The sequence below is a fragment of the Cupriavidus sp. FW305-3-2-15-C-LB2 genome (assembly GCF_058787575.1).
In genome coordinates, this window is the sequence record NZ_JBYSZW010000002.1 from 267,549 (window position 1) to 287,626 (window position 20,078).

A 20,078-nucleotide genomic window follows, 5' to 3' on the forward strand; every position below is an offset into this window, starting at 1 on the left:
TCTCCACGTATGCCTGTCAGGCGCCGTGCGGGTCGGTCGAGGCCGGCGCCGAGGGTGGGCGGGGAGCGGGGCGCTCCAGCGGGCGCACATGCCAGACCGTGAACGGCAGTTGCGCCGGATCGAGCCGGATGCGCTGGTGCTTGCCGCGCAGCTCGAAGCGCCGGCCGTGCATCAGGTCGTGCACCGCCAGGCCGGCCTGGTCGGGCAGCCCCCATTCCCACAACGGGATTTCGATGTCGGTCTCGTGCGCCGTGCGCGGATCCAGGTTGATCGCGGCCAGCAGCACGTCGTCGCCGAACAGGTAGTCGGTGCCCGGCATGAAGCGCGCGAACCACAGCACGGCGTCGCTGCCGGCATGGTAGAAGCGCAGCCCCAGGTGGTTCTGCAGCGCCGGGTGCCCGGCGCGGATCTCGTTGAGCCGTGAGATCTCCGCGACGATATTGCCGGGCTGCTGCCAGTCGCGCACGCGCAGCTGGTATTTCTCGGAATCGAGATATTCCTCGCGCACCTTGCCGTTCAGCACAAAGGGCGCGCTCTCGCACAACTCGAAGCCGCTGTACATGCCCCACAGCCCCGACAGCAGCGTGGCCAGCGCCGCGCGGATCAGGAACGCGGGGCGCCCGCCCTGGTGCAGGAAGTAGGGGTTGATGTCAGGGGTGTTGACGAAGAAGTGAGGCCGGAAGAAGTCGCGCAGCGGGCTTTGCGTCAGCTCGGTCAGGTATTCGGTCAGCTCCCACTTGGCATTGCGCCAGGTGAAGTACGTGTATGACTGGCTGAAGCCCAGCTTGGCCAGCCGCGCCATCATCTTGGGCCGGGTGAAGGCCTCGGCCAGGAAGATGGTGTCGGGGTGGCGCGCGCGCACGTCGGCGATCATCCACTCCCAGAACGGCAGCGGCTTGGTGTGCGGGTTGTCGACGCGGAAGATGCGCACGCCCTGGTCGGCCCAGAACATCACCACGTCGCGCAGGGCCTGCCATAGCGCGGCGCCCGCGGGCGCTGCGGCGTAGAAATCGACGTTGACGATGTCCTCGTACTTCTTGGGCGGGTTCTCGGCATAGCGCAGCGAACCGTCCGGGCGGTGTGCGAACCATTCCGGGTGGTCGCGCAGCCACGGATGGTCGGGCGAGCACTGGATGGCGAAGTCCAGTGCCAGCTCCAGGCCATGTCTGGCCGCCGCGTCGCGCAGGCGGCGGAAGTCTTCAAAGGTGCCGAGCTCGGGATGCAGCGCATCGTGGCCGCCTTCCTTGCCGCCGATGGCGTAGGGGCTGCCGTGATCGCCCGGCTCGGCGCGCAGGCTGTTGTTGCGGCCCTTGCGGTGGGTGCGGCCGATCGGGTGGATCGGCGTGAAGTAGAGCACGTCGAAGCCCATCGCGCGAATCGCGGGCAGCCTGGCGATGACATCGTCGAAGGTGCCGTGGCGGGTCTCGTCGTTGCTTTGCGAGCGCGGGAACAGCTCGTACCAGCTGGCGTAGCGCGCGGCCAGGCGATCGGCCTCGACCGGCATGGCCACCGGATGACGCGAGGCAAACGGGCGACCCGCCGGGGTTGCCATCACTGCCTGCATCGCGGCCTCGGTGCGTGGCGACAGCAGGATCTCCTGCCGGCGAGCGTCATCGCCGGCAGCGGTGATCAGTTCGTCGACGATGGCTGAGAGCTCGGTGTCCGCGGTTGCCGTCCGGGTGTTCTTCCCGCCATTGCCCTGCTTCCCGTTCCTGGCAGGCTGCAGCAGCGCATCGGCCACCAGCCGCGCGCCTTCCTCGATCTCCAGCGCCACGTTGAGGCCGGCCGCGCGCTTCTTGCCGATCTCGTCGAGCCAGCTGGCGAAGGTGTCGCGCCAGGCCTCGACCGTGAATTCATGCCGGCCCAGCGCCACCAGCGGGAAACTGCCTTCCCAGCGGTCGTTGATTACGGGCTGCATCGGCGCCTGGTGCCAGCCAGTCTCGCCCGGCGCACGCCACAACACCGTGGCGGCAAGCTTGTCGTGGCCATCCATCCAGATATCGGCACTGACGGTCACGCGCTCGCCCACCACGCGCCGCACCGCGAAGCGGCCTTCGTTGCAGGCGGGCTCGACGTGCTCGATGGCGATCCGCGGGGCCTCCATTGCCGCCACCACGCTGCCCAGGCCGGTGGCGGCCAGCGTTTCATGGCCGTGCGGCGCGCGCGCGTCGGCTGCCGGCATGCCGGGCCGCGTCAGGGGCACCGGGGGCACTTCGTAGAGGCGGATATCGGCCGGTGCCAGCGTGATGCTGGCCAGCGCATCGAGCCGGTGGTTGGCATCGACCGTCCCGCCCGGGCCGCCCAGTGACGATTCCAGGTGCGCGCTGGCGTGCGGCAGCGCGCTCAGCACGCGGTCGGCGCCCAGCGTGCCGGGCGCCGCGGGGTCTGGATTGAGCACCACTGCCAGGGCGGGGGCACCGTCCGGTACCTCAGGGTCGCTACGGGTGCCGGCGGCGTCGGGAGCGGGGCAGGCGCCGTCCGGCACAGGCAGCCGTGCCAGCACCGTCAGCGGCGCGTCGGGTCCGCTCAGCAGGCGCACGGCCAGTGCCGGCCCCGGATCGCGCGCAGCCAGCCAGGTATTGGTTTCCAGCAGCTCGTGGGTGATGTCGTACGGCGCGCCCTGATGCGGGGCACCATCCGTGGCCAGCGGGTCGCGTGCCAGCGCGCCGCCGGTCTCGAAGCCGGCCGGCACCAGGATGCCGTCGCCGATCGCCGCGGCGGTCCACAGCGCACGCCGCGCGCTGAGTGCGTCATGGCTTGCCGGCGTCAGCGCTGGGGCGGCCAGCACCCGGCCGAAGGGGCGCAGCCGCGCGATTTCCTCGGTCAGCCAGGGGCTGCGAAAATCCCACCACGGCAGCGAGCAGAATGCGCCGTCGAAGCCGGCGGGCGCGAGATCGTCCAGTTGCGCCGGCGTCAGCCCGGGCGTCCATGCCAGGAAGCATGGCGCACCGCGCGCCTGTGCCGGCACAGCATCGCTGCGCAGCGTGCCGGTCACCGCGGCCCAATGCCTGCCGTGCACGCGTGCCGGCGCACGGCAGCAGAAGCCCGCCGCGCCTGCCACCCAAGCCTGGCGCAGCCGGGCCGCCCACCACTGCACCAGCGCCTCGGCCGCTTGCTGGTCATGCCAGCGCAGGCGCGCGCCGGGGATGTGGCTGTCGGTCTCGTGTGGGGCGAAGGCTGGGAGCGCACTGTCGATCCAGCCAGGGTCGGGTGCTGGCCCGGTGCCGTCGGCGGGGTCGACCGCATAGCGGTCCAGTGAGATGTCGAGCAGCGGGGCCAGCCCGTGCCGGGCGCAAGCCGCGAAAGCGTCTTCGCCGGGCAGGTGCGGCCAGCCGCCGATCAGTACGTGGTCGAAGCCCAGTGCCGCCACGCGCTGGAGCGCGTGTTCATCGGCATCGGGCGTTCCGGTCAGGTCGATCTGGCAGATCCGCACAAAATCCTCCCGGTGTTTCGCTCCGACGGAGCAACAAAATCCCGCTCCGGCGCCTTGCGGCCAGCCGGCGGGATGGCACAGCCATGCGAAGTGCGTGCCAGCGCGCCCGGCCAGTCTCCAATTGCGCGCCCAGCCAAGGCACCTCAAGGGCAAGCGCCGCGGCATCTCATGTGCGCGATGCCTTACTGTTTGTAAAAACTACCGGCGCGCGCCGCGCCGATGGAAAGAACGCGCAGGGCATTTGGGCCGATGCCAGCGCGGTGTCCAGCCGGTACGCTTCTTGCCGCTGTCTGGCAGCGCGTGTTGTTCCCGGCACGGTGGGAAGGCCCGCGGAAGGAGACGCATGGGCTGGTGGCTGGAGGCAGCGCAATGGCCGGCAATGGTGGTGACGGTGGTGGCCACCTGGCTGGTCGGCTCACGCCGGAGCGCGCGCCGGCGCGCCGGCTTCTGGGTCTTTCTTGCCAGCAACGTGCTGTGGATTGCCTGGGGCTGGCACGGCGGCGCCAATGCGCTGGTGGTCCTGCAGCTGGCGCTGATCGCGATGAACCTGCGCGGCATGCGCGAGGCCCGCAAGGCGTGGCCGCCCGCCTCGCAGCGCGCGCTTGCGGCCACTGGCGGCGCGCGGGACGAGCCGCTATCCTTGCACGAGCCCGGCGTGCGGCGCACGTCCGGCGCGAGCGAGCAACCGCCGGCGGCAGCCGGCCCCGATCGGTGACTTCACGGGTCCGCGCGCGGACCAGGGCAGGTGTGTCATGGCGAAGAAGAAGATCCTGTTGCTCAATGCGCTGATTGCGGCATCGCGCGAAGGCGAGCTTGGCTGCCGCGTCGCAGCGCTGGCCGCGGCCAATCCCCACCTGAAATCGCTGCTCACCAGCCGCGCCAATGCGTTTGCGCAAGCGGCGCGGGAGCTGCAGGCGTGCCTGCTTGACCTGGGGCAGCTGCCCGACATGACGGCAGCCCCGGCTGCGTCGGCCGGAAGCGCGATCGGCAAGCACGGCTCGGACCGGTCCATCCTGCAGGCGGTCAGCAAGCGTGAACACGCCGTGCAGCGACGCTATGCGCGGGCGCTGCGCACGCAGGTGCTGGGCTCGCGCCTGCGCGCCCTGGTGCGCCGCCAGTACCGTGGGGTGCAGGTCAGCCACGAGTTGTTTCGCGTGCTGCAGCAGCAGTACCGGACGCCGCAGGCAAGCCCGTAGCCGCCGGCCGAGACCGCATTTCTTACAAGGCAACGAACGAATTGCACGCGCGGCCGGCCGCCACGCAGGGCGCGGCGCGCAATGCATGCCCGCAGGGGATGGCGCTCATCTTGCATGTCTGCGGGACATGCATCCCGTACGGAGACCGTCATGCCCGAGCACCCGCCCAAGCCAGCCCGGCCATCGCAGGATGCGCCGCGTGCGCCGCGCCATCCCGGCAACCCGGAAGATGTGCGCAAGGGGCAGGTGACCACTCCCCTGGCGCGCGACGCTTTCCGCCAGCGCTTTCTTGCGCGCTTCGCGGATCCCGCATACCGGCAGGAGGATGAGGCGCTGGACCGCCTCGAACACATTGCCTGGGATGCCTATCAGGAAGGCCGCAAGGCACCCCGCACGCATAAGGCCGGGCCAGGCTATGCCGATCCGGACTACGAGCTCTCCGACGAGTGGCGCGCCGCCAGCGAGGCCGTGCGCAGCGCACAGCAGCGCCAGGCAGATCCCGCCACACCGTCGCGCGTGTTGCTGGTGTGCGCCGCGGCGCGCAACGACTACACCTGCCCGGGCGAGGTGTCGAAATCCTGGCGCCTGGCCGGGCGCGCACGGGAACGGCTGGAGGCGGACGGCATCGAGGTCGACCTGCTCGACCTGAGCCACCTCGCTTCAGATGCCGACCTGCGCATCCATCCGTGCAAGGCGTGCGTGTCGACCGCAATGCCGTTGTGCCACTGGCCGTGCAGCTGCTATCCCAACCATGCGCTGGGCCAGGTCAACGACTGGATGAACGAAATCTATCCGCGCTGGGCGGCCTGCCACGGCGTGCTGATCGTGACGCCGGTGTACTGGTACCAGGCCGCCAGCCCGCTGAAGCTGATGATGGACCGGCTGGTCTGTGCCGACGGCGGCAATCCCGACCCCACCACCACGCATGGCAAGGACGTGGTGCGCGCCAAGGCGATGGAGCTGTCCGGCTGGGACTATCCCAAGCATCTGTCCGGGCGCGCCTACGGGCTGGTGGTGCACGGCGACGTGGCCGGCACCGAGGGCGTGCGCCGCGCGCTGGCCGACTGGCTCGACTGGATGGGCCTGATCGACGCGGGCCCGCAGGCGCGGCTGGACCGGTATATCGGCTACTACGAGCCCTATGCCACCAGCCACGTGGCACTGGACCAAGACACTGGCGTGCAGGGCGAAGTGGACAACGTGGCGCGCGCGCTGGCGTGCGCGGTGCGGCAGTTGCGCAAGGGCGAACTGCGCGCGCCGGACCGCGGGCTGGTGCCACCGCGGCAGAAGTAGCGGCACGCTGACTGACTGACGAATCGGGGCAAGCGGAGACGACGATGGATCGCAGAGACAACTGGCGCGGCCAGCCATGGCACGAGAGCGCGGTGCCTGAAGCCGATATGCGCAGTCACTACGTGGGCGCCTACGGGGTCTACGACTATGACGAGCCGGTGGACCCGGACGAGTCTGGCGGGCGCCGCGGGGCGTGGGAATGGCGGCCGGAGCGCTTGCCGCCGGACGCGCCGGCGCCGCGCGCCCGGGGCCAGACCGATCCTTACCGCCAGTTCACCGGCTACAACGAGCGCATGGATCTCTACCGGGGCGGGCCGCAGCGGGCGCGTCCGGTGGGGCCGCGCAATTACCAGCGCACGGACGAGCGCATTCTCGAAGACCTGTGCGAGCAGCTCTCGCGCAGCGCGCGGCTAGACCTCAACGATGTCGAAGTCCGGGTCGAGCAGGGCGTGGTGACGCTGGAGGGCAGTGTGCCGGACCGGCTGCAGAAGTACCGGATCGAGGATATTGCCGACGAGGTTTTCGGCGTGAAGGATCTGGTCAACCACTTGCACGTGGCGCGCACTGGCGCAGCGCAAGCGCATCCGGGCCACGGCATGCGTGCCTACTGAGGCGTTGTTCCCACGGACGGGAGAGTGCGCACATGACCGGTTCCCCGAACCCAGCCAATCACCGTGGCAATGCCGCGACGGCAGCGGATATGGCGCTGCAGGCGGCCCTGTGCTCGCGCCTGTGGGACGCCGGCCTCGACGTGAGCGAGGTTGCCGTGGACGTGGCGCAAGGCCGCGTGACGCTGCGCGGCGCGATCGGCGCGCAGGCCGACTGCGATGCAGTCGAAGCCTGCGTCCGCGGCTGTGACGGTGTGCGCGAGATCGTCAATCGCATCCAGGTTGCGCCGGACCGCACCGGCGGATGAGCGTCCGTGCAAGCGACAAGGCGGCCACTTCAGAGCCCGTAAGGCCAGGTCTCCGGCGCGCCCGGCGCGGGCTCCGCCGGCAGCGCCGGAACCGCGCGCGTACGGTCGAACCACAACAGCAGATCGAATTGCCGCGGCAGCGTGGCGCGCGCATAGTGGCTCTGCAGTTCGGTCTCGGGGCGGTAGATCACCCCGATAAAGCGCTCTTGCCGTGCCGGCATCAGCAGCTGACGCACTTCGGCCTGCACGCCGCCGTTGGCGCCGCCGGACGGACCGCGCAGGTCGATCCAGGCTTGCGCATGGCCGGCCGCATGGAACAGATGCTCGTAGCTGTCGGCACGGGCAGGGCGCACTTGCTTGATTTCCATCGGGCCGTCCCACGATGTCGCCGCGGCGACGGTGCCGTCGTAAGTGCTCAAGCCAACCAGCGCGGCGTCGTCGCCGAAGGACTCGCGGCACAGCTGGCCGATACTCAGCTGCCCCTGGCTGGCGCCCATCTCGGTCTGCGAAGCATCCCCGATATGCGAGTTGTGCGCCCATACCACCGCGCGCGCTTGCGGGCCATGCGCCTGCAGCAGATGCGCCAGGGTTTCAAACATATGTGTGTCGCGCAGGTTCCAGCTGTCGTCGCTGCCGTGATACATCACGCGGTAGTAGCGCTCGGCTGAAGCGACCAGGCGCGCGTTCTGCGCGGCATCGAGAAAGTCCTCGTGACCCGCCCGGGCATAGGCCAGCCGTTTGTCCAGCAGCGCCTGCAGCTGTGCGACGACGGCATCCTCGCAGTCGGCATGCGTGCCGTGCAGCACGGCACGCCCATAGCGCGCCGGATCCCGGCCCCACGGTTCCAGGCAGCCATAGCGCTCGCGCGCCGCTCGGGCGGCCTGTGGATCTACGCCCTCCAGGTAGGCCAGCACTGCAGCCATGGAAGCGCGCAGGCTGTAGATATCGAGGCCGAAGAATCCAGTGCGCTGCGCAGGCGCCAGGGTTTCATTGTGCGTGTGCAGCCAGCGGATAAAGCGCGCCACCTCCAGGTTGCGCCACATCCAGACCGGGAAGCGTGTAAAGGCTGCGCCGGGCGATTCGGCCGGCTGTGGCGGGCGGCCGCGCACGTGGCGGTCGACTGCCGCGGCATCTGGCCAGTCTGCCTCGACCGCGATGATGCGGAAGCCGTGCCGGGCCACCAGGTGCGCTGTCAGGGCAGCGCGGGCATGATAGAACTCGGCGGTGCCGTGCGTACTTTCGCCCAGGAGCACCACGCGGTGTCGGGCCAGCAAATCGGCCAGCACGCCGGTGGCATTGGCAAACGGACCGCGGAACGGGCTTGCCGCCGGGTCGTCGATGGGCGGCAATGGAACCGCCGCGGCCGCAATCGCGGCGGCGGCGCGGGGGGCAGCCCGGTGGTGTGGCATCTCGCATCGGTATCCGGGATTAGCAGCGCCGGAGTCTTCAGCGGGGCCTGACGAGTGGCCGGCGATCAGCCCGGAATGGTGCGCGGGTCGTGGCCGAAGCTGCTGCGCGAGCGGATCTGCCCGTCGCGGCCGTGGATCAGCAACTCGACGTGCTCGCTTTGCGCCTTCGTGGTGCCGGCCGCAACCGCTTCTTCCTGGGTGGCGTGGTGCGATTCCGCATAGCGCGCACCCTCGTGGATCACATCCCAGCCTTCGTCGTGCGGTACGACGTGTATGTTGCTGCCCATGTCGGGTCTCCTCGATGATCGGTGCTTTCATTGTGGCGCATCTGCGCGCGCTGTCTATCCGGCGCCGTCTGACAGCCGCAAAGGGCACCGGGTTCCACTTTTCGATGGAAATCCCTGGTTATTTGTCGGGCCTCTTGTAAGCTGGACTTGGATCGCAAAAAGAGGAGCGGACCATGCGTGCAAGATTTGCCAGGGGGCTGACGCAGTCGCCGGTGACCGTGGTGGCCCGGGCGTTCGACGGAGAAGCGGTGCGCACTCCCCAGGTGGGCGACCTGGTGACGGTGTATAGCCAGGATCAGGACACCGAATTCAATATCCGCCTGTGCGAGGCCGTCGAGCCCGGCCGCTGGCGCGGCGTGGTCTACGCGATCGGCCGCGGACAGGACGTGCTGGTCACCGCCGAAGGGCTGGAGATCGACGACGTTGTCGAGGTGATGCGCGAGGAAATCGCCTCCGTCATCCCCTGCGGCCGATCCCACTGAACGCTGCACCCCGTGGGTGCGGACATTCCGGTCTTGAAGACGCCTGCGGCCCGGTTCAGGCCGGCCGCGCGGGCTGCCTTGGCACACCCAGCCACATGGCCAGTCCGCTGGCCAGCAGCAGCGCCGCCAGCAGGTAGAGGGCATGGTCCAGGCTGCCGGTCCGGGTCTTGATCTGTCCAATCACCCACGGGCTGACGATGCCGCTGGTGATGCCGATGCTGCTGATGAAGGCGATGCCGGCGGCCGTGCCCGCGCCCGGCAGGTAGCTGGGCGGCAGCGACCAGAACACCGGCAGCGCGGCAAAGATCAGCACCGCGGCCACCGACAGGATGGCCAGCATCAGCGCCAGGCTGGGCAGGTGCAGGGTCAGCGCCGCCAGGGCCAGCGCGCCGCCTGCCGTGCACAGCAGGAAGTGGCGGTGGCGCTCGCCGGTGCGGTCGGAGTGGCGCGCGATCAGGAGCAGGCCGACCGCGCCCACGGCATTGGGTACCACCGAATACAGGCTGACCGACATCACGTCGGTGATGCCGAAGTCGCGGATCATCAGCGGCATCCAGAAGCTCAGCGCCAGCGAACCACAGGTCAGCGAAAAATAGATAAACGCGAACAGGTACACGCGCGGGTTGCGCAGAACCTGCCGCAACGCGTGCAGCGAATGGCCGCCGGCATGTGCTTGCGCGGCCGTGTCGCGCGCCAGGTGGGCACGTTCGCCGTCGGTCAGCCAGCTGGCCTGCTGCGGGCCATCAACCAGGCAGCGCGCGGCCAGCAGGCCCAGCAGCACCGCGGGCGCGCCCTCGATCGCAAACATCCACTTCCAGCCCTGCAGCCCGAGCACGCCGGCCATGTCGCGCATGATCCAGCCGGACACCAGCCCGCCCAGCACACCCGCCACCGCCACGCCGGCAAAGAAGATCGCCATCACCGCGGCGCGGCGGCGCGCCGGGAACCAGTAGGTCAGGTAGAGCACGATGCCGGGGAAGAAGCCGGCTTCGAACACGCCCAGCAGGAAGCGCAGCGTATAGAACTGCGCCGGGGTGGAGACGCCCATCATCGCCACCGAGGCCAGGCCCCACAGCACCATGATGCGCGTGAACGTGCGCCGTGCGCCAAAGCGCGCCAGCAGCATGTTGCTGGGCACTTCGCACAGCACGTAGCCGACGTAGAAGACCGCGGCGCCCAGGCCGTACATGGCGTCGCTGAAGCCCAGGTCCTGCTTCATCTGCAACTGGGCGAAGCCGATGTTGATGCGGTCCAGGAACGACACCACGTAGCAGACGAACAGGAACGGGATGATGCGCAGCCAGACCTTGCGGTAGAGCGCATCCTCATCGTGCGCAGCCAGTGCTGCGGGAGGCAGGGTGGGGGACGTCAGGCTGGATAGGGACGAAAGATCCCCTGAGACCGGATGGCTCATGAACGTTGTCTCCGTACGGTGGTGGCTGCGGCGGCGGGCAGCCGGAGGGTTCCGCCAGTGGGCAGCGTCTTGCGCGCGTTGGCCCGCGATGGTGCCGGGAAAAGAACAGGACAGGCGCGGCGGTACCGCGCCTGTGTCAGGTCAGGCTGGCGTGGTGGCCGGCAATTCGGTCACGCCTTCGCGCGCGGCGGCCATGGCGGCCAGGAGCACATCGTGGTCGCCGATATGGTTGGCCAGCAGCAGGATCAGCTGCGCATTGGCGGCCTGGCTTTTTGCCTCGTCGAGGTCGCGGTGCATCTCGATCAGCGCTTCGTAGAAGTCGTCGGGCCGCGCCAGGTTGGGTTGGGTGTTGAGCGTATTGGGCATGGGAGTCTCCGCGGTGCAGGTCTGGCCGGTCTCAGGCGGCCATGCGGCCGGGCTGCGGGGCGCGCAGGTCGGCACCGGTGGCACGCGCCAGCGCGGCGCGGATCGCGGCCGGGTCGGGGTGGTGCCAGCGGGCGCAGACATGCTGGTCCGGGCGGACCAGGTAGCAGGTGCCGGGCGTGGCACCGTAGCGCGCGGCGGCCAGGCCCTCGTCGTCGCGCAGCACGGTGGCATTGGTGCAGGTCACCGCCGGCTGCGCGGCGTCGGTCACGTAGACCAGCCGCAGCGGCACGCCGCTGTCTTTCAGCGCGGCGAGGCCGGCGAGCGTGGCTGCATCGATGGTGTCAGGGCTGCCGAACACCAGCACAGTGAAGTCCCCGCCCAGGTGCGACAGCAGCCAGCCCGCGCCCTGCGCGCCGGATACCGGCGCGTCGCAGCAGACCGCGCCAGGCACCAGCTTGCAGGCATAGTCCTGGGCATCGTCAGCGGTGTTCAGCGGCGAATCCTGCAGCACCGCGGGCACCGACAGCCGCCCGCTGTTGACCAGGGTGCGCGCAAACGCATGGCGCCTGGACAGGGTCAGCACCGCATCGCGGAACACGCGGCTGACCGCGCTCTTGGGCGTGATGAAGTCGGTGGAACGTGTGGAGTTGCGCAGGTTCTCGTCGGCGGCGTATTCGCGCTCGCTGGCGTAGGTGTCCAGCAGCTTGTCGCAGGCATGGCCCTGCAGCACATAGGCCAGCTTCCAGGCCAGGTTCTCGGCGTCCTGGATGCCGCTGTTGGCGCCACGCGCGCCGAACGGCGACACGCCATGCGCGGCATCGCCGGCGAACAGGATATTGCCGTGGCGGAAGCTGTCCATGCGAAGGCAGGAGAACGTATAGACGCTGACCCATTCCAGCTCGAACTTCATGTCCTTGCCCAGCAGCGCCTGCACCCGCGGGATCACGCGCTCCGGCGTTTTCTCCAGCTCCGGGTCGGCGTCCCAGCCGAGCTGGAAGTCGATGCGCCAGACGTTGTCCGGCTGGCGGTGCAGCAGCACCGACTGGTTCGGGTGGAAGGGCGGGTCGAACCAGAACCAGCGCTCGCTCGGGAAATCCGCTTCCATCTTCACGTCGGCAATCAGGAAGCGGTCGCGGAAGGTGCGGCCCTTGCTGTCCAGGCCCAGCAGCTTGCGCATCGGGCTGCGCGAACCGTCGGCGGCCACCACGTAGCGCGCCGCCAGCGGGTAGCTGCCGTCAGGCGTCTCGATGGTCAGTATCACGCCGTCCTCGGACGTGCCGCGCTGTTCCAGCCCGACCACCCTGTTGCGCCAGCGGATCTCGATATTGGGCAGCGCCTGCGCGCGCTCCAGCAGGTAGCCTTCGAGGTAGTACTGCTGCAGGTTGATGAAGGCAGGGCGGCGGTGGCCGCTCTCGGGCAGCAGGTCGAAGCTGTAGACCTGCTGGTCGCGCAGGAACACCTTGCCGACGTGCCAGCGCACGCCCTTGTCGACCATGCGCTCGCCGCAGCCAAGCCGGTCGAAGATATCCAGCGTGCGCTTGGAAAAACAGATTGCTCGCGATCCGGTGGACAGCGTGCAGTCGTCATCCACCAGCACCACGGCCACGCCGCGCTGCGCCAGGTCGATGGCGGTGGCCAGGCCGACCGGCCCGGCGCCGACCACGACGACCGGGTGGACGGCCGGATCGGCCCCTTTCTGTTGCTCGGCGCAGGGCTGGTACTCGAACGACAGCCGCTGGTAATCGATGCTGCTCATGCCTGTGTCTCCATCCATAGCTTGTTGCCCGACTTATTCTTTTTGGAGGTCAGTCCTGCAGTGCGGCCCACATTTCCTTGTCGCGCTGGGCCGTCCAGATGCGCGGGTGGCGGACGCCGCTGGCCTCGTCATAGGCGCGCGAGACGTCGAAGGGCAGGCAGTGCTCGTAGATAAAGACCTGGCCAAACTTGGGGTCCATCGCGCGCCGGGTGTGCGCCATCGCGGCCTTCAGGTCGAGCTTCTCGGCCACGGCTTCCTTGCCGGCCTGGAACAGCGTGGTGACGAAGTCCTTGGTGTAGGCGATACCCTTGTCCACTTCCTCCGGCGTGGTCAGCGCGGGGCCGCGGCCGGGCACCAGCTTTTCCGGCTTGAGTGCCTGCAGCGCGTCCAGCGTGGCCGGCCAGTCTTCCAGCTGGGCGTCGCCGCAGTAGCAGGCGGCGTCGTACTCGACCAGGTCGCCGGAGAACAGCACCTTCTGCTGCGGCAGCCAGACCACGGTGTCGCCCTTGGTATGGCCCGAGCCCAGGTGGGCGATGCGCACTTCCAGCTTGCCCAGGAACAGCGTGATTTCCTTCTCGAACACCAGCGTCGGCCAGGTCAGGCCGGGCACGGTCTCGACGCCGGCGAACAGGCGCGGGAAGCGCTCGATCTCGGACTTCATGTCGGCCTCGCCGCGCTCGACGATCATCTCGTAGGTGCCGCGGCTGGCGATGACCTGCTGCGCGCCTTCCGCGAAGTAGGCCGACGCGCCCAGCACGCGCACCGCGTGGTAGTGCGACAGCACCACGTACTTGATGGGCTTGTCGGTGATGGTGCGGATGCGGGCGATCAGGTCCTGCGCCATGGCCGGCGTGGCGGTGGTGTCGACGATCAGTACGCCGTCGTCGCCGATGACCACGCCCGAATTGGGATCGCCTTCGGCGGTGTAGGCCCAGGCGTTCTCTGACAGTTGGGTGAAGGTGACCTGCTTGGCTTCCAGGTCGGCCTGCGATGCGAATGCCTTGGACATGGCGTCTTTCCTTTGTGTGGGGAGGCGAGACGGCACCGGCACGATGGCTGCGTTGCGCTGGCCGCGGGCTGTCTCGCCCCGTTTCTATGGATGTCTGACGGCGTGGGTCGCCGTGTTCGGACGGGGTAGTGCAATCTTAGGAAACGTTAAAAAATTAATCAATAGCGAAATGATTAGCCTATGACAAATAATTGAGGCATGCCGCGAACGCCATCGGAGGCAGGTGGAGTTTGTTCGGGTAAACCCCCGTGCGCACGGCAACGGGAGGCGTTCGATTAATATCCGGGTTTTCCGATCACACAGGATGGCAATGGCCAGGCGCAAGGCTGGGGAAGCAGGAACGCAGGCGGACGAGCCCGCTGCGCGTGCCGACAAGGCGCAGCGCGGCATCCAGAGCGTGGAGGTGGGCGGGCGCCTGCTGGTGGCGCTGGCGGTCGCGCGCGCGCCAATGCCGCTGGCCGCGCTGGCCGAGGCGGCGCAGCTGGCGCCGGCCCAGGCGCATGCCTACCTGGTCAGCCTGACGCGGCTGGGCCTGATCAAGCGCGACCACCTCTCCGGCCGCTACGAGCCCGGGCCGCTGTCGCTGCAGCTGGGCATGCTGCACCTGGAGCAGGACGCCGCCTGGCGCGCCGCGCAGCCCCGGGTGGATGCGCTGGCGCAGGCGTCCGGATTCAGCGTGGCAATCAGCATTGCCGGGCCGCAGGGCCCGACCATCGTGCGCTATGTGCCGGCCAGCGCGCCGCTGCATGTCAACCTGCACGTGGGCACGGTGATGGCACTGGCCGCCACGGCCACCGGGCGCGTGTTCTGTGCCTTCCAGCCGCCGGCACTGTGGCAGCCGCTGTGGCGCGCACAGCAGCCGGGCGCGGCCGAGTCCGACCTGGCCGCCTTCAGCGCCAGCCTGGGAGAAATCCGAGCGCGCGGCATCGAGCGCAGCATCGACACGCCCAGCCCGGCTGTCAGCAGCCTCAGCGTGCCGGTGCTGGACGCCGCTGGCGTGCTGCGGCTGGTGCTGACGCTGGTGGGATCGACCGGTGCCATCGAGGTGGACTGGCGCGGCGCTGCGGCGCAGGCCCTGCTGGCCGCGGCGGCGGACATCGGCGCCGCGCTGCGCGATGAAGAGGGGCGCCTGGCATGAGCAGCGCGACCGAAGCCCAGCAAGACCTGGAAGGCGGCAAGCCGCAGCGCGGCATCCAGTCGCTGGACAGCACCGGCCAGCTGCTGGTGGCGCTGGTGGCTGCCGGCCGGCCGCTGGCGCTGCGCGACCTGGCGCTGGCCGCGGGCATGCCGCCGGCCAAGGCGTTCCCGCATCTGGTCAGCCTGCAGAAGACCGGCCTGCTGGCGCGCGATGCCGCGGGCAACTACCTGTGCGGACCGCTGGGACTGGAACTGGGGCTGATCGCGCTGCAGCGGCTGTCGCCGACGCGTGAGGCGGAACCGGAGGTGATCGAGCTGGCCGGCGCCACCGGCCTGAGCGTGGCCATGGCAGTGCTGGGGCCGCTGGGGCCCACGGTGGTCCGGCTGGAGGAATCGGCGCGGCCCCAGCACGTAAGCCTGCGCGTGGGCACGGTGCTGTCGCTGGTCCATACCGCGATTGGCCGCACCGCCGCTGCGTACCTGCCAGCCAACGTGCTGGCGGGCTTGCTGGAAAAGGACGATTTGCGCATGGCCGGCGCTGCCGCGGCCGAAGTGCTTGAACCCGGCGGCAAGCTGGCGCCGGCCTACGCCGGGCGCCTGGCGCAGGTGCGCGCGGCCCGGCTCGACAATGCGCTGAGCCACCCGGTGCCGGGCATCGACACGCTGGCGGCGCCGGTATTCGACCACACCGGCAGCCTGGCGCTGGTGATCGCCGTGATGGGCTCGAGCGGCAGCTTTGACAGCAGCACCGCGGGCGCCACTGCCGCGCTGGTGCGGCAGGCGGCGCGCCGGCTGTCGTGGCGCTTCGGCGCGCCGGACACGGCCTGGGCTCAGGCTATCAGTTGTCCAGCTTGATGTTGGCCGACTTGATCAGGCTGTCCCACTTCTCGAACTGCGCGCGGATATAGCTGCCGAACTGCGCCGGCGTGGCGGGGAAGGGCACGGTGCCCTGGCTGGCCAGCCTGGCGGCCAGGTCAGGCTGCTTCAGCGCCGCCACGATCTCGCCGTTGAGGCGGTCGATCACTGCCTTGGGCGTGCCGGCCGGCGCGGCCACGCCAAACCACGCGGTCAGCTCGTAGCCGGGCACGCCGGCGGCGGCCAGCGTGGGCACGCCGGGGAGCTGGTCAGAGGGTTTCTGCGTGGTCACCGCCAGCGCGCGCACGCGGTTGTCGCGGATATACGGCAGCGCGGTCGAGACGCTGTCGAACATCATGGTGATGCGCCCGCCGATCAGGTCGGTCATCGACGCGGCGCTGCCCTTGTACGGAATGTGCGTGATATTGACAGCCGCCAGGTGGGTGAAGAGCTCGCCCGCCAGGTGCGACGACGAGCCGTTGCCGAACGAGCCATAGGTCAGCTTGCCCGGCTCCTTGCGCGCCAGCGCCAGCAGCTCCTGCACGGTGCGCGCCGGCACGCTGGGATGCACCACCAGCACGTTGGGCAGGTAGGCGACCGAAGCCACCGGCGCGAAGTCCTTCAGCGGATCGTAGCCAGGCTTGTCATAGAGGCTTTTGTTGACCGCCAGCGAGCCGAAGGTGCCGAACAGCAGCGTATAGCCGTCGGCCGGGGCCCGCGCCACCGCGATGGCCGCCAGGTTGCCGCCGGCGCCGGGCCGGTTGTCGATCACCACCGGCTGGTGCAGCCGCGCCGACAGTGCGTTGCCGATCTCGCGCGCCAGCAGGTCGGTGGCGCCGCCGGGCGGAAAGGGCACCACCAGCCGCACCGGCTTGTCGGGATAGTCCGCCAGCGCGGTACCGGCGGCCGTGGCCGCGAACGCAAATGCCAGCCCCGCGGCTGCGCGCCTGATCCAACCCTGCATCGCTGTCTCCTTTCTGTGATCTGTTGCGATGGAATGGCCGTCAGTGTGTCGCAGCGCCGGCAGGCGCGTGTTTGGAATTGGCGAAGGTCGGGTTCGGTGCCGGAACGGGTCATTCCGGCGGGCGCAGCCGGGCGATGGTGCCGAACAGCGTTTCCAGCTCCACCGGCTTGACCAGGTGTGCGTCGAAGCCGGCGGCCTCGGTACGCTGCCGGTCCGCCGGCTGGGCGAAGCCGGTCAGCGCCACGAAGCGCGTCAGCTCGGTGCCGGCCACGAGGCGCATGGCGCGCACCACTTCGAAGCCGTCCATGCCGGGCATGGCCAGGTCGATCAGCGCGATATGCGGGCGGCAGCGGGGCGCCACATGCAGGGCCTCGGCGCCGTCGTAGGCAATGGTCACCTCGTGGCCGCATATCTCGAGCAGCATGGCCAGGCTGTCGGCGGCGTCGCGGTTGTCGTCGACCAGCAGGATGCGCTGCGCCTGCAACTCGGGTGCGACCGGACCCTGGGCCGGCAGTGCGGCTCCTGGCCGGGGGTCCTCCTTGTGCGAGGCCGTCAGCGGCAGCCGCAGCGTGAAGGTGCTGCCTTGTCCCGCCCCGGCACTGGCGGCAGAGATGGTGCCGCCATGCAGCTCAACCAGTGACCGGCACAGCGACAGGCCGATGCCCAGCCCGCCATGCAAGTCGGTGCCCGGACGGCTTTCCTGCATGAACAGGTTGAAGATCTCGTCGATGGCCTGGGGCCCGATGCCACAGCCCTGGTCCATTACCTGGACCTGCAGTGTGCGGTTCTGGATGGTGGTGGCGATCGTCACCGACGAGCCGGGCGGCGAGAATTTCGATGCATTGAGCACCAGGTTCTGCATGACCTGCACCAGCCGCGTCTTGTCGGCACGCATTGGGATCGAGCCGGCATGGGTCCGCACTTCGACGCACTGCGACTTTGCATCCAGCGCCGGCTGCGCTGCCTCGACGCCGAGCGCGATGATCTCGTTGAACTCGACCGGCTCCATGCGCAGGTCGATCCGGCCGGAGGTGATGCGCCCGATGTCGAGCAGGTCGTCCACCAACCGGCTCAGGTGGGTCACCTGGCGCTCGATCATGGCCAGGCTCCGGTTTGCCAGCACCGCATCCTCCGGCGCCAGCCGCATCGCCGCGAGCGCGCTGTGCACCGGCGCCAGCGGATTGCGCAGTTCATGCGAAAGGGTGGCCAGGAACTCATTCATGCGCTGGCTGGAGCGTTCCAGCTCTTCGCGGCGGCGGCGCTCGCTCATGTCCCGCGTCACCTTGGCAAAGCCGCGCAGCGTGCGTGACTCGTCGTATACCGCTGTCAGGGTGACATTGGCCCAGAACAGCGACCCATCCTTGCGCACGCGCCAGCCTTCGTCTTCCACGCGCCCGACGCGCTGCGCCAGTGCCAGGTGCCGTGACGGCTTGCCAGCGGCAACATCCTCCTGCGGATAGAACACCGAGAAATGACGGCCGATGATCTCGTCGCGGCGGTAGCCCTTGATATAAGAGGCACCGGAATTCCAGCTGACGATATGGCCGCCGGGATCGAGCATGAAGATCGCGTAATCCTTGACCCCCTCCACCAGCAGCCGCAGGGTTTCTTCGCTCTGGTGCAGGGCCTCGGCGGCGCGGCGCCGCTCGGTCATGTCCCGCGTGACCTTGGCGAAGCCGATCAGCCGGCCCTCGGCGTCCTTCAGGGCGGTGATGACGACATTGGCCCAGAAGCGGCTGCCGTCCTTGCGCACGCGCCACCCCTCGTCCTCGAACCGGCCCTGTTCGGCCGCGGCCTTCAGTTCGGCTTGCGGCCAACTTCGGGCGATCGCGTCCGGCGTGTAGAACTGCGAGAAATGCTTGCCCAGGATCTCCTCGCGGGCATAGCCCTTGATGCGCGCCGCGCCCTTGTTCCAGCTGGAGACATGGCCGCCGACGTCGAGCGTGAAGATGGCGTAGTCCTGCACGGAGTCCACCAGGGTCTGGTAAGGCACATCGGGCAGGTCGGCCCGGATCTCTTGCGAACGCCCGCCCGATGGCTCGCCAGCGTCGGGGCGAGGTACGCTTCCGGCGGGTTGCTGCGGGTCCTCGGGGGGTCTTGTCATGGCATGTCCTGAACGGCGTCCTGCCGGCGTGGCCCGCCAGCGCATCCGGTGCTGGTCTTGTAGCAAGGATACCCCGCAAGCAGCCTGGCAGGGCCAATGGCCGGGGATGCCGGTGGCCCCGGCAGCGCAGGTCCGGATCAGAAGCTTCTGTACTGCAAATCAGAATGTGCGGATTGTCTGGGGAAACTGGCTCCATAGAATGGTTGCACAAGGGCTTTCAGCTCTTCCATCCAGAGGCGCCAATGACACAGTTAGACGAATGCCACCTGCCGTGCGACGGCATGCCGTGCAGCGCAGATTGCCAACTGGCCCGCTTCTGCCTGGGAGGCGCCCGGGGCTTGCCGGGCGGCGCCCGGGGCTTCCACCGCACGGTGCGCCTGCGCAAGGGCCAGTGCCTGTACCTGCTGGGCGACCCCGTGACCTCGCTCTACGCAATCCGCGTCGGCACAGTCAAGACCCACGTGACCACGGAAGACGGCCGCACGCAAGTGGTCGGCTTCCACTTCCCCGGCGACCTGGTCGGGCTGGACAGCCTGGCGCATCCGCACTATGCGTCCTACGCCACCGCGCTGGAGGACACCAAGCTGTGCATGCTCGGCATGGACGCGCTGCGCGGCGCCGCCGCCGGCATGCCGGAGCTTGCCAACCAGCTGTTCCTGGCGCTCGGCGGACAGGCGCAGCGCGCACGCGCGCTGCAGACCATGCTGGCGCTGATGACCGCCGAAGAGCGGCTGGTGACCTTCCTGCTGTGGATGGCTGAAGGCTTTGCGGCGCGCGGCTTCTCGTCCTCGGAGTTCGTGCTGCGCATGAGCCGGGAGGAAATCGGCAGCTATATCGGCCTGACGCTGGAAACAGTCAGCCGGCAGTTCTCGCGGCTGGCGGACTGCGGGCTGATCCGGGTGAGGCACCGCACCATCTCGCTGCTCGACAAGCCCGCCTTGCGGGCCATCGCCGAGCGCCCGATGATCTCCGCGCACGCGCCTGCGTGCGATCGGCAGGTGCCCCGGCGCGGCCCGCACGATGCCCGCCGGCTTGCACCGCGCACGGCCGGTGGCCAGGCTGTGGCAGCCGAATGACCAAGCCCGGCCAGCGCGAGGACCGAATGGAACATGCAACACCGGCCGGCACCGCGGCTGAAGAGACGGCCAGCGACCTGGTCGGCGAGAGCCTGCGGGAAATCACGGACCTGAACCTCTCCTACCTGCTGCTGGTGCAGCGGCTGATGCGCGAGAACGAGCCCGAGGCCCTGTTCCGGCTTGGCATCGAGCGCAAAGTGGGCCGTGTGCTGGCCGCGCTCACGCCGCAGCAGATGGTGGCACTGGCGCGCTCCAACCTGGTGCTGTGCCGTTTCAGGCTGGAAGACAGCATGCTGGTGGCCGCGCTGACCGGCGCCGAGCCGCTGCATGCCCTGCAGAACATGCACGCGGCCATCGTGATGGCCGCGCAGCGCGGGTAGT

19 protein-coding genes are annotated in these 20,078 nt (G+C 69.1%); 10 read left to right on the plus strand and 9 right to left on the minus strand.

Annotation, left to right across the window (positions count from 1 at the left end; all coding sequences use genetic code 11):
- Positions 1–16 precede the first annotated feature (16 nt).
- Positions 17–3,433: a maltotransferase domain-containing protein gene (locus AC3WRR_RS03100; RefSeq protein WP_492296208.1), complete on the minus strand. Its 3,417-nt coding sequence runs from the start codon at positions 3,431–3,433 to the stop codon at positions 17–19.
- A 343-nt stretch (positions 3,434–3,776) separates the two neighbouring features.
- Between AC3WRR_RS03100 and AC3WRR_RS03105 the strand changes: the two genes are divergently transcribed.
- The 5 genes from AC3WRR_RS03105 (at position 3,777) to AC3WRR_RS03125 (ending at position 6,838) form a co-directional block, all read left to right on the plus strand.
- On the plus strand, positions 3,777–4,148 hold the full coding sequence (locus tag AC3WRR_RS03105; protein WP_492296210.1) for a hypothetical protein: 372 nt from the start codon (positions 3,777–3,779) through the stop codon (positions 4,146–4,148).
- Between the two features lie 37 nt (positions 4,149–4,185).
- Positions 4,186–4,629 (plus strand): PA2169 family four-helix-bundle protein, encoded by a 444-nt coding sequence (locus AC3WRR_RS03110; protein ID WP_010814541.1) that lies wholly within the window; start codon positions 4,186–4,188, stop codon positions 4,627–4,629.
- Between the two features lie 150 nt (positions 4,630–4,779).
- Complete coding sequence (locus tag AC3WRR_RS03115; protein WP_439671886.1) at positions 4,780–5,922, plus strand: flavodoxin family protein; 1,143 nt, start codon at positions 4,780–4,782, stop codon at positions 5,920–5,922.
- Positions 5,923–5,966: 44 nt separating this feature from the next.
- Complete coding sequence (locus tag AC3WRR_RS03120) at positions 5,967–6,533, plus strand: BON domain-containing protein (RefSeq protein WP_010814539.1); 567 nt, start codon at positions 5,967–5,969, stop codon at positions 6,531–6,533.
- Between the two features lie 32 nt (positions 6,534–6,565).
- Entirely contained in the window at positions 6,566–6,838 is a 273-nt protein-coding gene (locus AC3WRR_RS03125) for a BON domain-containing protein (protein ID WP_010814538.1), read from the plus strand.
- A 29-nt stretch (positions 6,839–6,867) separates the two neighbouring features.
- Here the strand turns inward: AC3WRR_RS03125 and AC3WRR_RS03130 are convergent, their stop codons facing one another.
- Entirely contained in the window at positions 6,868–8,247 is a 1,380-nt protein-coding gene (locus AC3WRR_RS03130; RefSeq protein ID WP_011617303.1) for an erythromycin esterase family protein, read from the minus strand.
- A 65-nt stretch (positions 8,248–8,312) separates the two neighbouring features.
- Complete coding sequence (locus AC3WRR_RS03135; protein ID WP_010814536.1) at positions 8,313–8,534, minus strand: DUF2188 domain-containing protein; 222 nt, start codon at positions 8,532–8,534, stop codon at positions 8,313–8,315.
- A 173-nt stretch (positions 8,535–8,707) separates the two neighbouring features.
- On the opposite strand from AC3WRR_RS03135, the gene AC3WRR_RS03140 reads away from it, so the two are divergent.
- Entirely contained in the window at positions 8,708–9,016 is a 309-nt protein-coding gene (locus AC3WRR_RS03140; RefSeq protein WP_010814535.1) for a hypothetical protein, read from the plus strand.
- A gap of 55 nt (positions 9,017–9,071) precedes the next feature.
- Here the strand turns inward: AC3WRR_RS03140 and AC3WRR_RS03145 are convergent, their stop codons facing one another.
- The 4 genes from AC3WRR_RS03145 to AC3WRR_RS03160 form a co-directional block, all read right to left on the minus strand.
- Positions 9,072–10,430, minus strand: a complete 1,359-nt coding sequence (locus AC3WRR_RS03145) for an MFS transporter (protein WP_010814534.1) — start codon at positions 10,428–10,430, stop codon at positions 9,072–9,074.
- A 141-nt stretch (positions 10,431–10,571) separates the two neighbouring features.
- Positions 10,572–10,796 carry a DUF2783 domain-containing protein gene (locus tag AC3WRR_RS03150; RefSeq protein ID WP_492296213.1) on the minus strand — a complete coding sequence of 75 codons (225 nt, stop codon included), beginning with the start codon at positions 10,794–10,796 and terminating at the stop codon, positions 10,572–10,574.
- 31 nt (positions 10,797–10,827) lie between these two features.
- Entirely contained in the window at positions 10,828–12,552 is a 1,725-nt protein-coding gene (locus AC3WRR_RS03155; protein ID WP_492296214.1) for an FAD-dependent oxidoreductase, read from the minus strand.
- 49 nt (positions 12,553–12,601) lie between these two features.
- Positions 12,602–13,561 (minus strand): MBL fold metallo-hydrolase, encoded by a 960-nt coding sequence (locus tag AC3WRR_RS03160; RefSeq protein WP_010814531.1) that lies wholly within the window; start codon positions 13,559–13,561, stop codon positions 12,602–12,604.
- A 310-nt stretch (positions 13,562–13,871) separates the two neighbouring features.
- Here AC3WRR_RS03160 and AC3WRR_RS03165 point away from each other — a divergent pair, with 310 nt between their 5' ends.
- A complete protein-coding gene (locus AC3WRR_RS03165) occupies positions 13,872–14,699 on the plus strand; it encodes an IclR family transcriptional regulator (RefSeq protein ID WP_010814530.1) in 828 nt (275 codons plus the stop codon).
- Positions 14,696–15,553 carry an IclR family transcriptional regulator gene (locus AC3WRR_RS03170; protein ID WP_011617300.1) on the plus strand — a complete coding sequence of 286 codons (858 nt, stop codon included), beginning with the start codon at positions 14,696–14,698 and terminating at the stop codon, positions 15,551–15,553. The genes AC3WRR_RS03165 and AC3WRR_RS03170 overlap by 4 nt, the downstream gene beginning before the upstream one ends.
- Here the strand turns inward: AC3WRR_RS03170 and AC3WRR_RS03175 are convergent.
- A complete protein-coding gene (locus AC3WRR_RS03175) occupies positions 15,537–16,517 on the minus strand; it encodes a Bug family tripartite tricarboxylate transporter substrate binding protein (protein ID WP_492296216.1) in 981 nt (326 codons plus the stop codon). The two genes, AC3WRR_RS03170 and AC3WRR_RS03175, sit on opposite strands and share 17 nt — an antisense overlap.
- A 109-nt stretch (positions 16,518–16,626) precedes the next feature.
- On the minus strand, positions 16,627–18,621 hold the full coding sequence (locus AC3WRR_RS03180; RefSeq protein ID WP_492296218.1) for a PAS domain-containing hybrid sensor histidine kinase/response regulator: 1,995 nt from the start codon (positions 18,619–18,621) through the stop codon (positions 16,627–16,629).
- A 242-nt stretch (positions 18,622–18,863) separates the two neighbouring features.
- Between AC3WRR_RS03180 and AC3WRR_RS03185 the strand changes: the two genes are divergently transcribed.
- Complete coding sequence (locus AC3WRR_RS03185; protein WP_136227868.1) at positions 18,864–19,697, plus strand: helix-turn-helix domain-containing protein; 834 nt, start codon at positions 18,864–18,866, stop codon at positions 19,695–19,697.
- 26 nt (positions 19,698–19,723) lie between these two features.
- Positions 19,724–20,077, plus strand: coding sequence for a flagellar transcriptional regulator FlhD (gene flhD / locus AC3WRR_RS03190; RefSeq protein WP_051398604.1), 354 nt, complete (start codon positions 19,724–19,726; stop codon positions 20,075–20,077).
- Position 20,078: the final 1 nt, after the last annotated feature.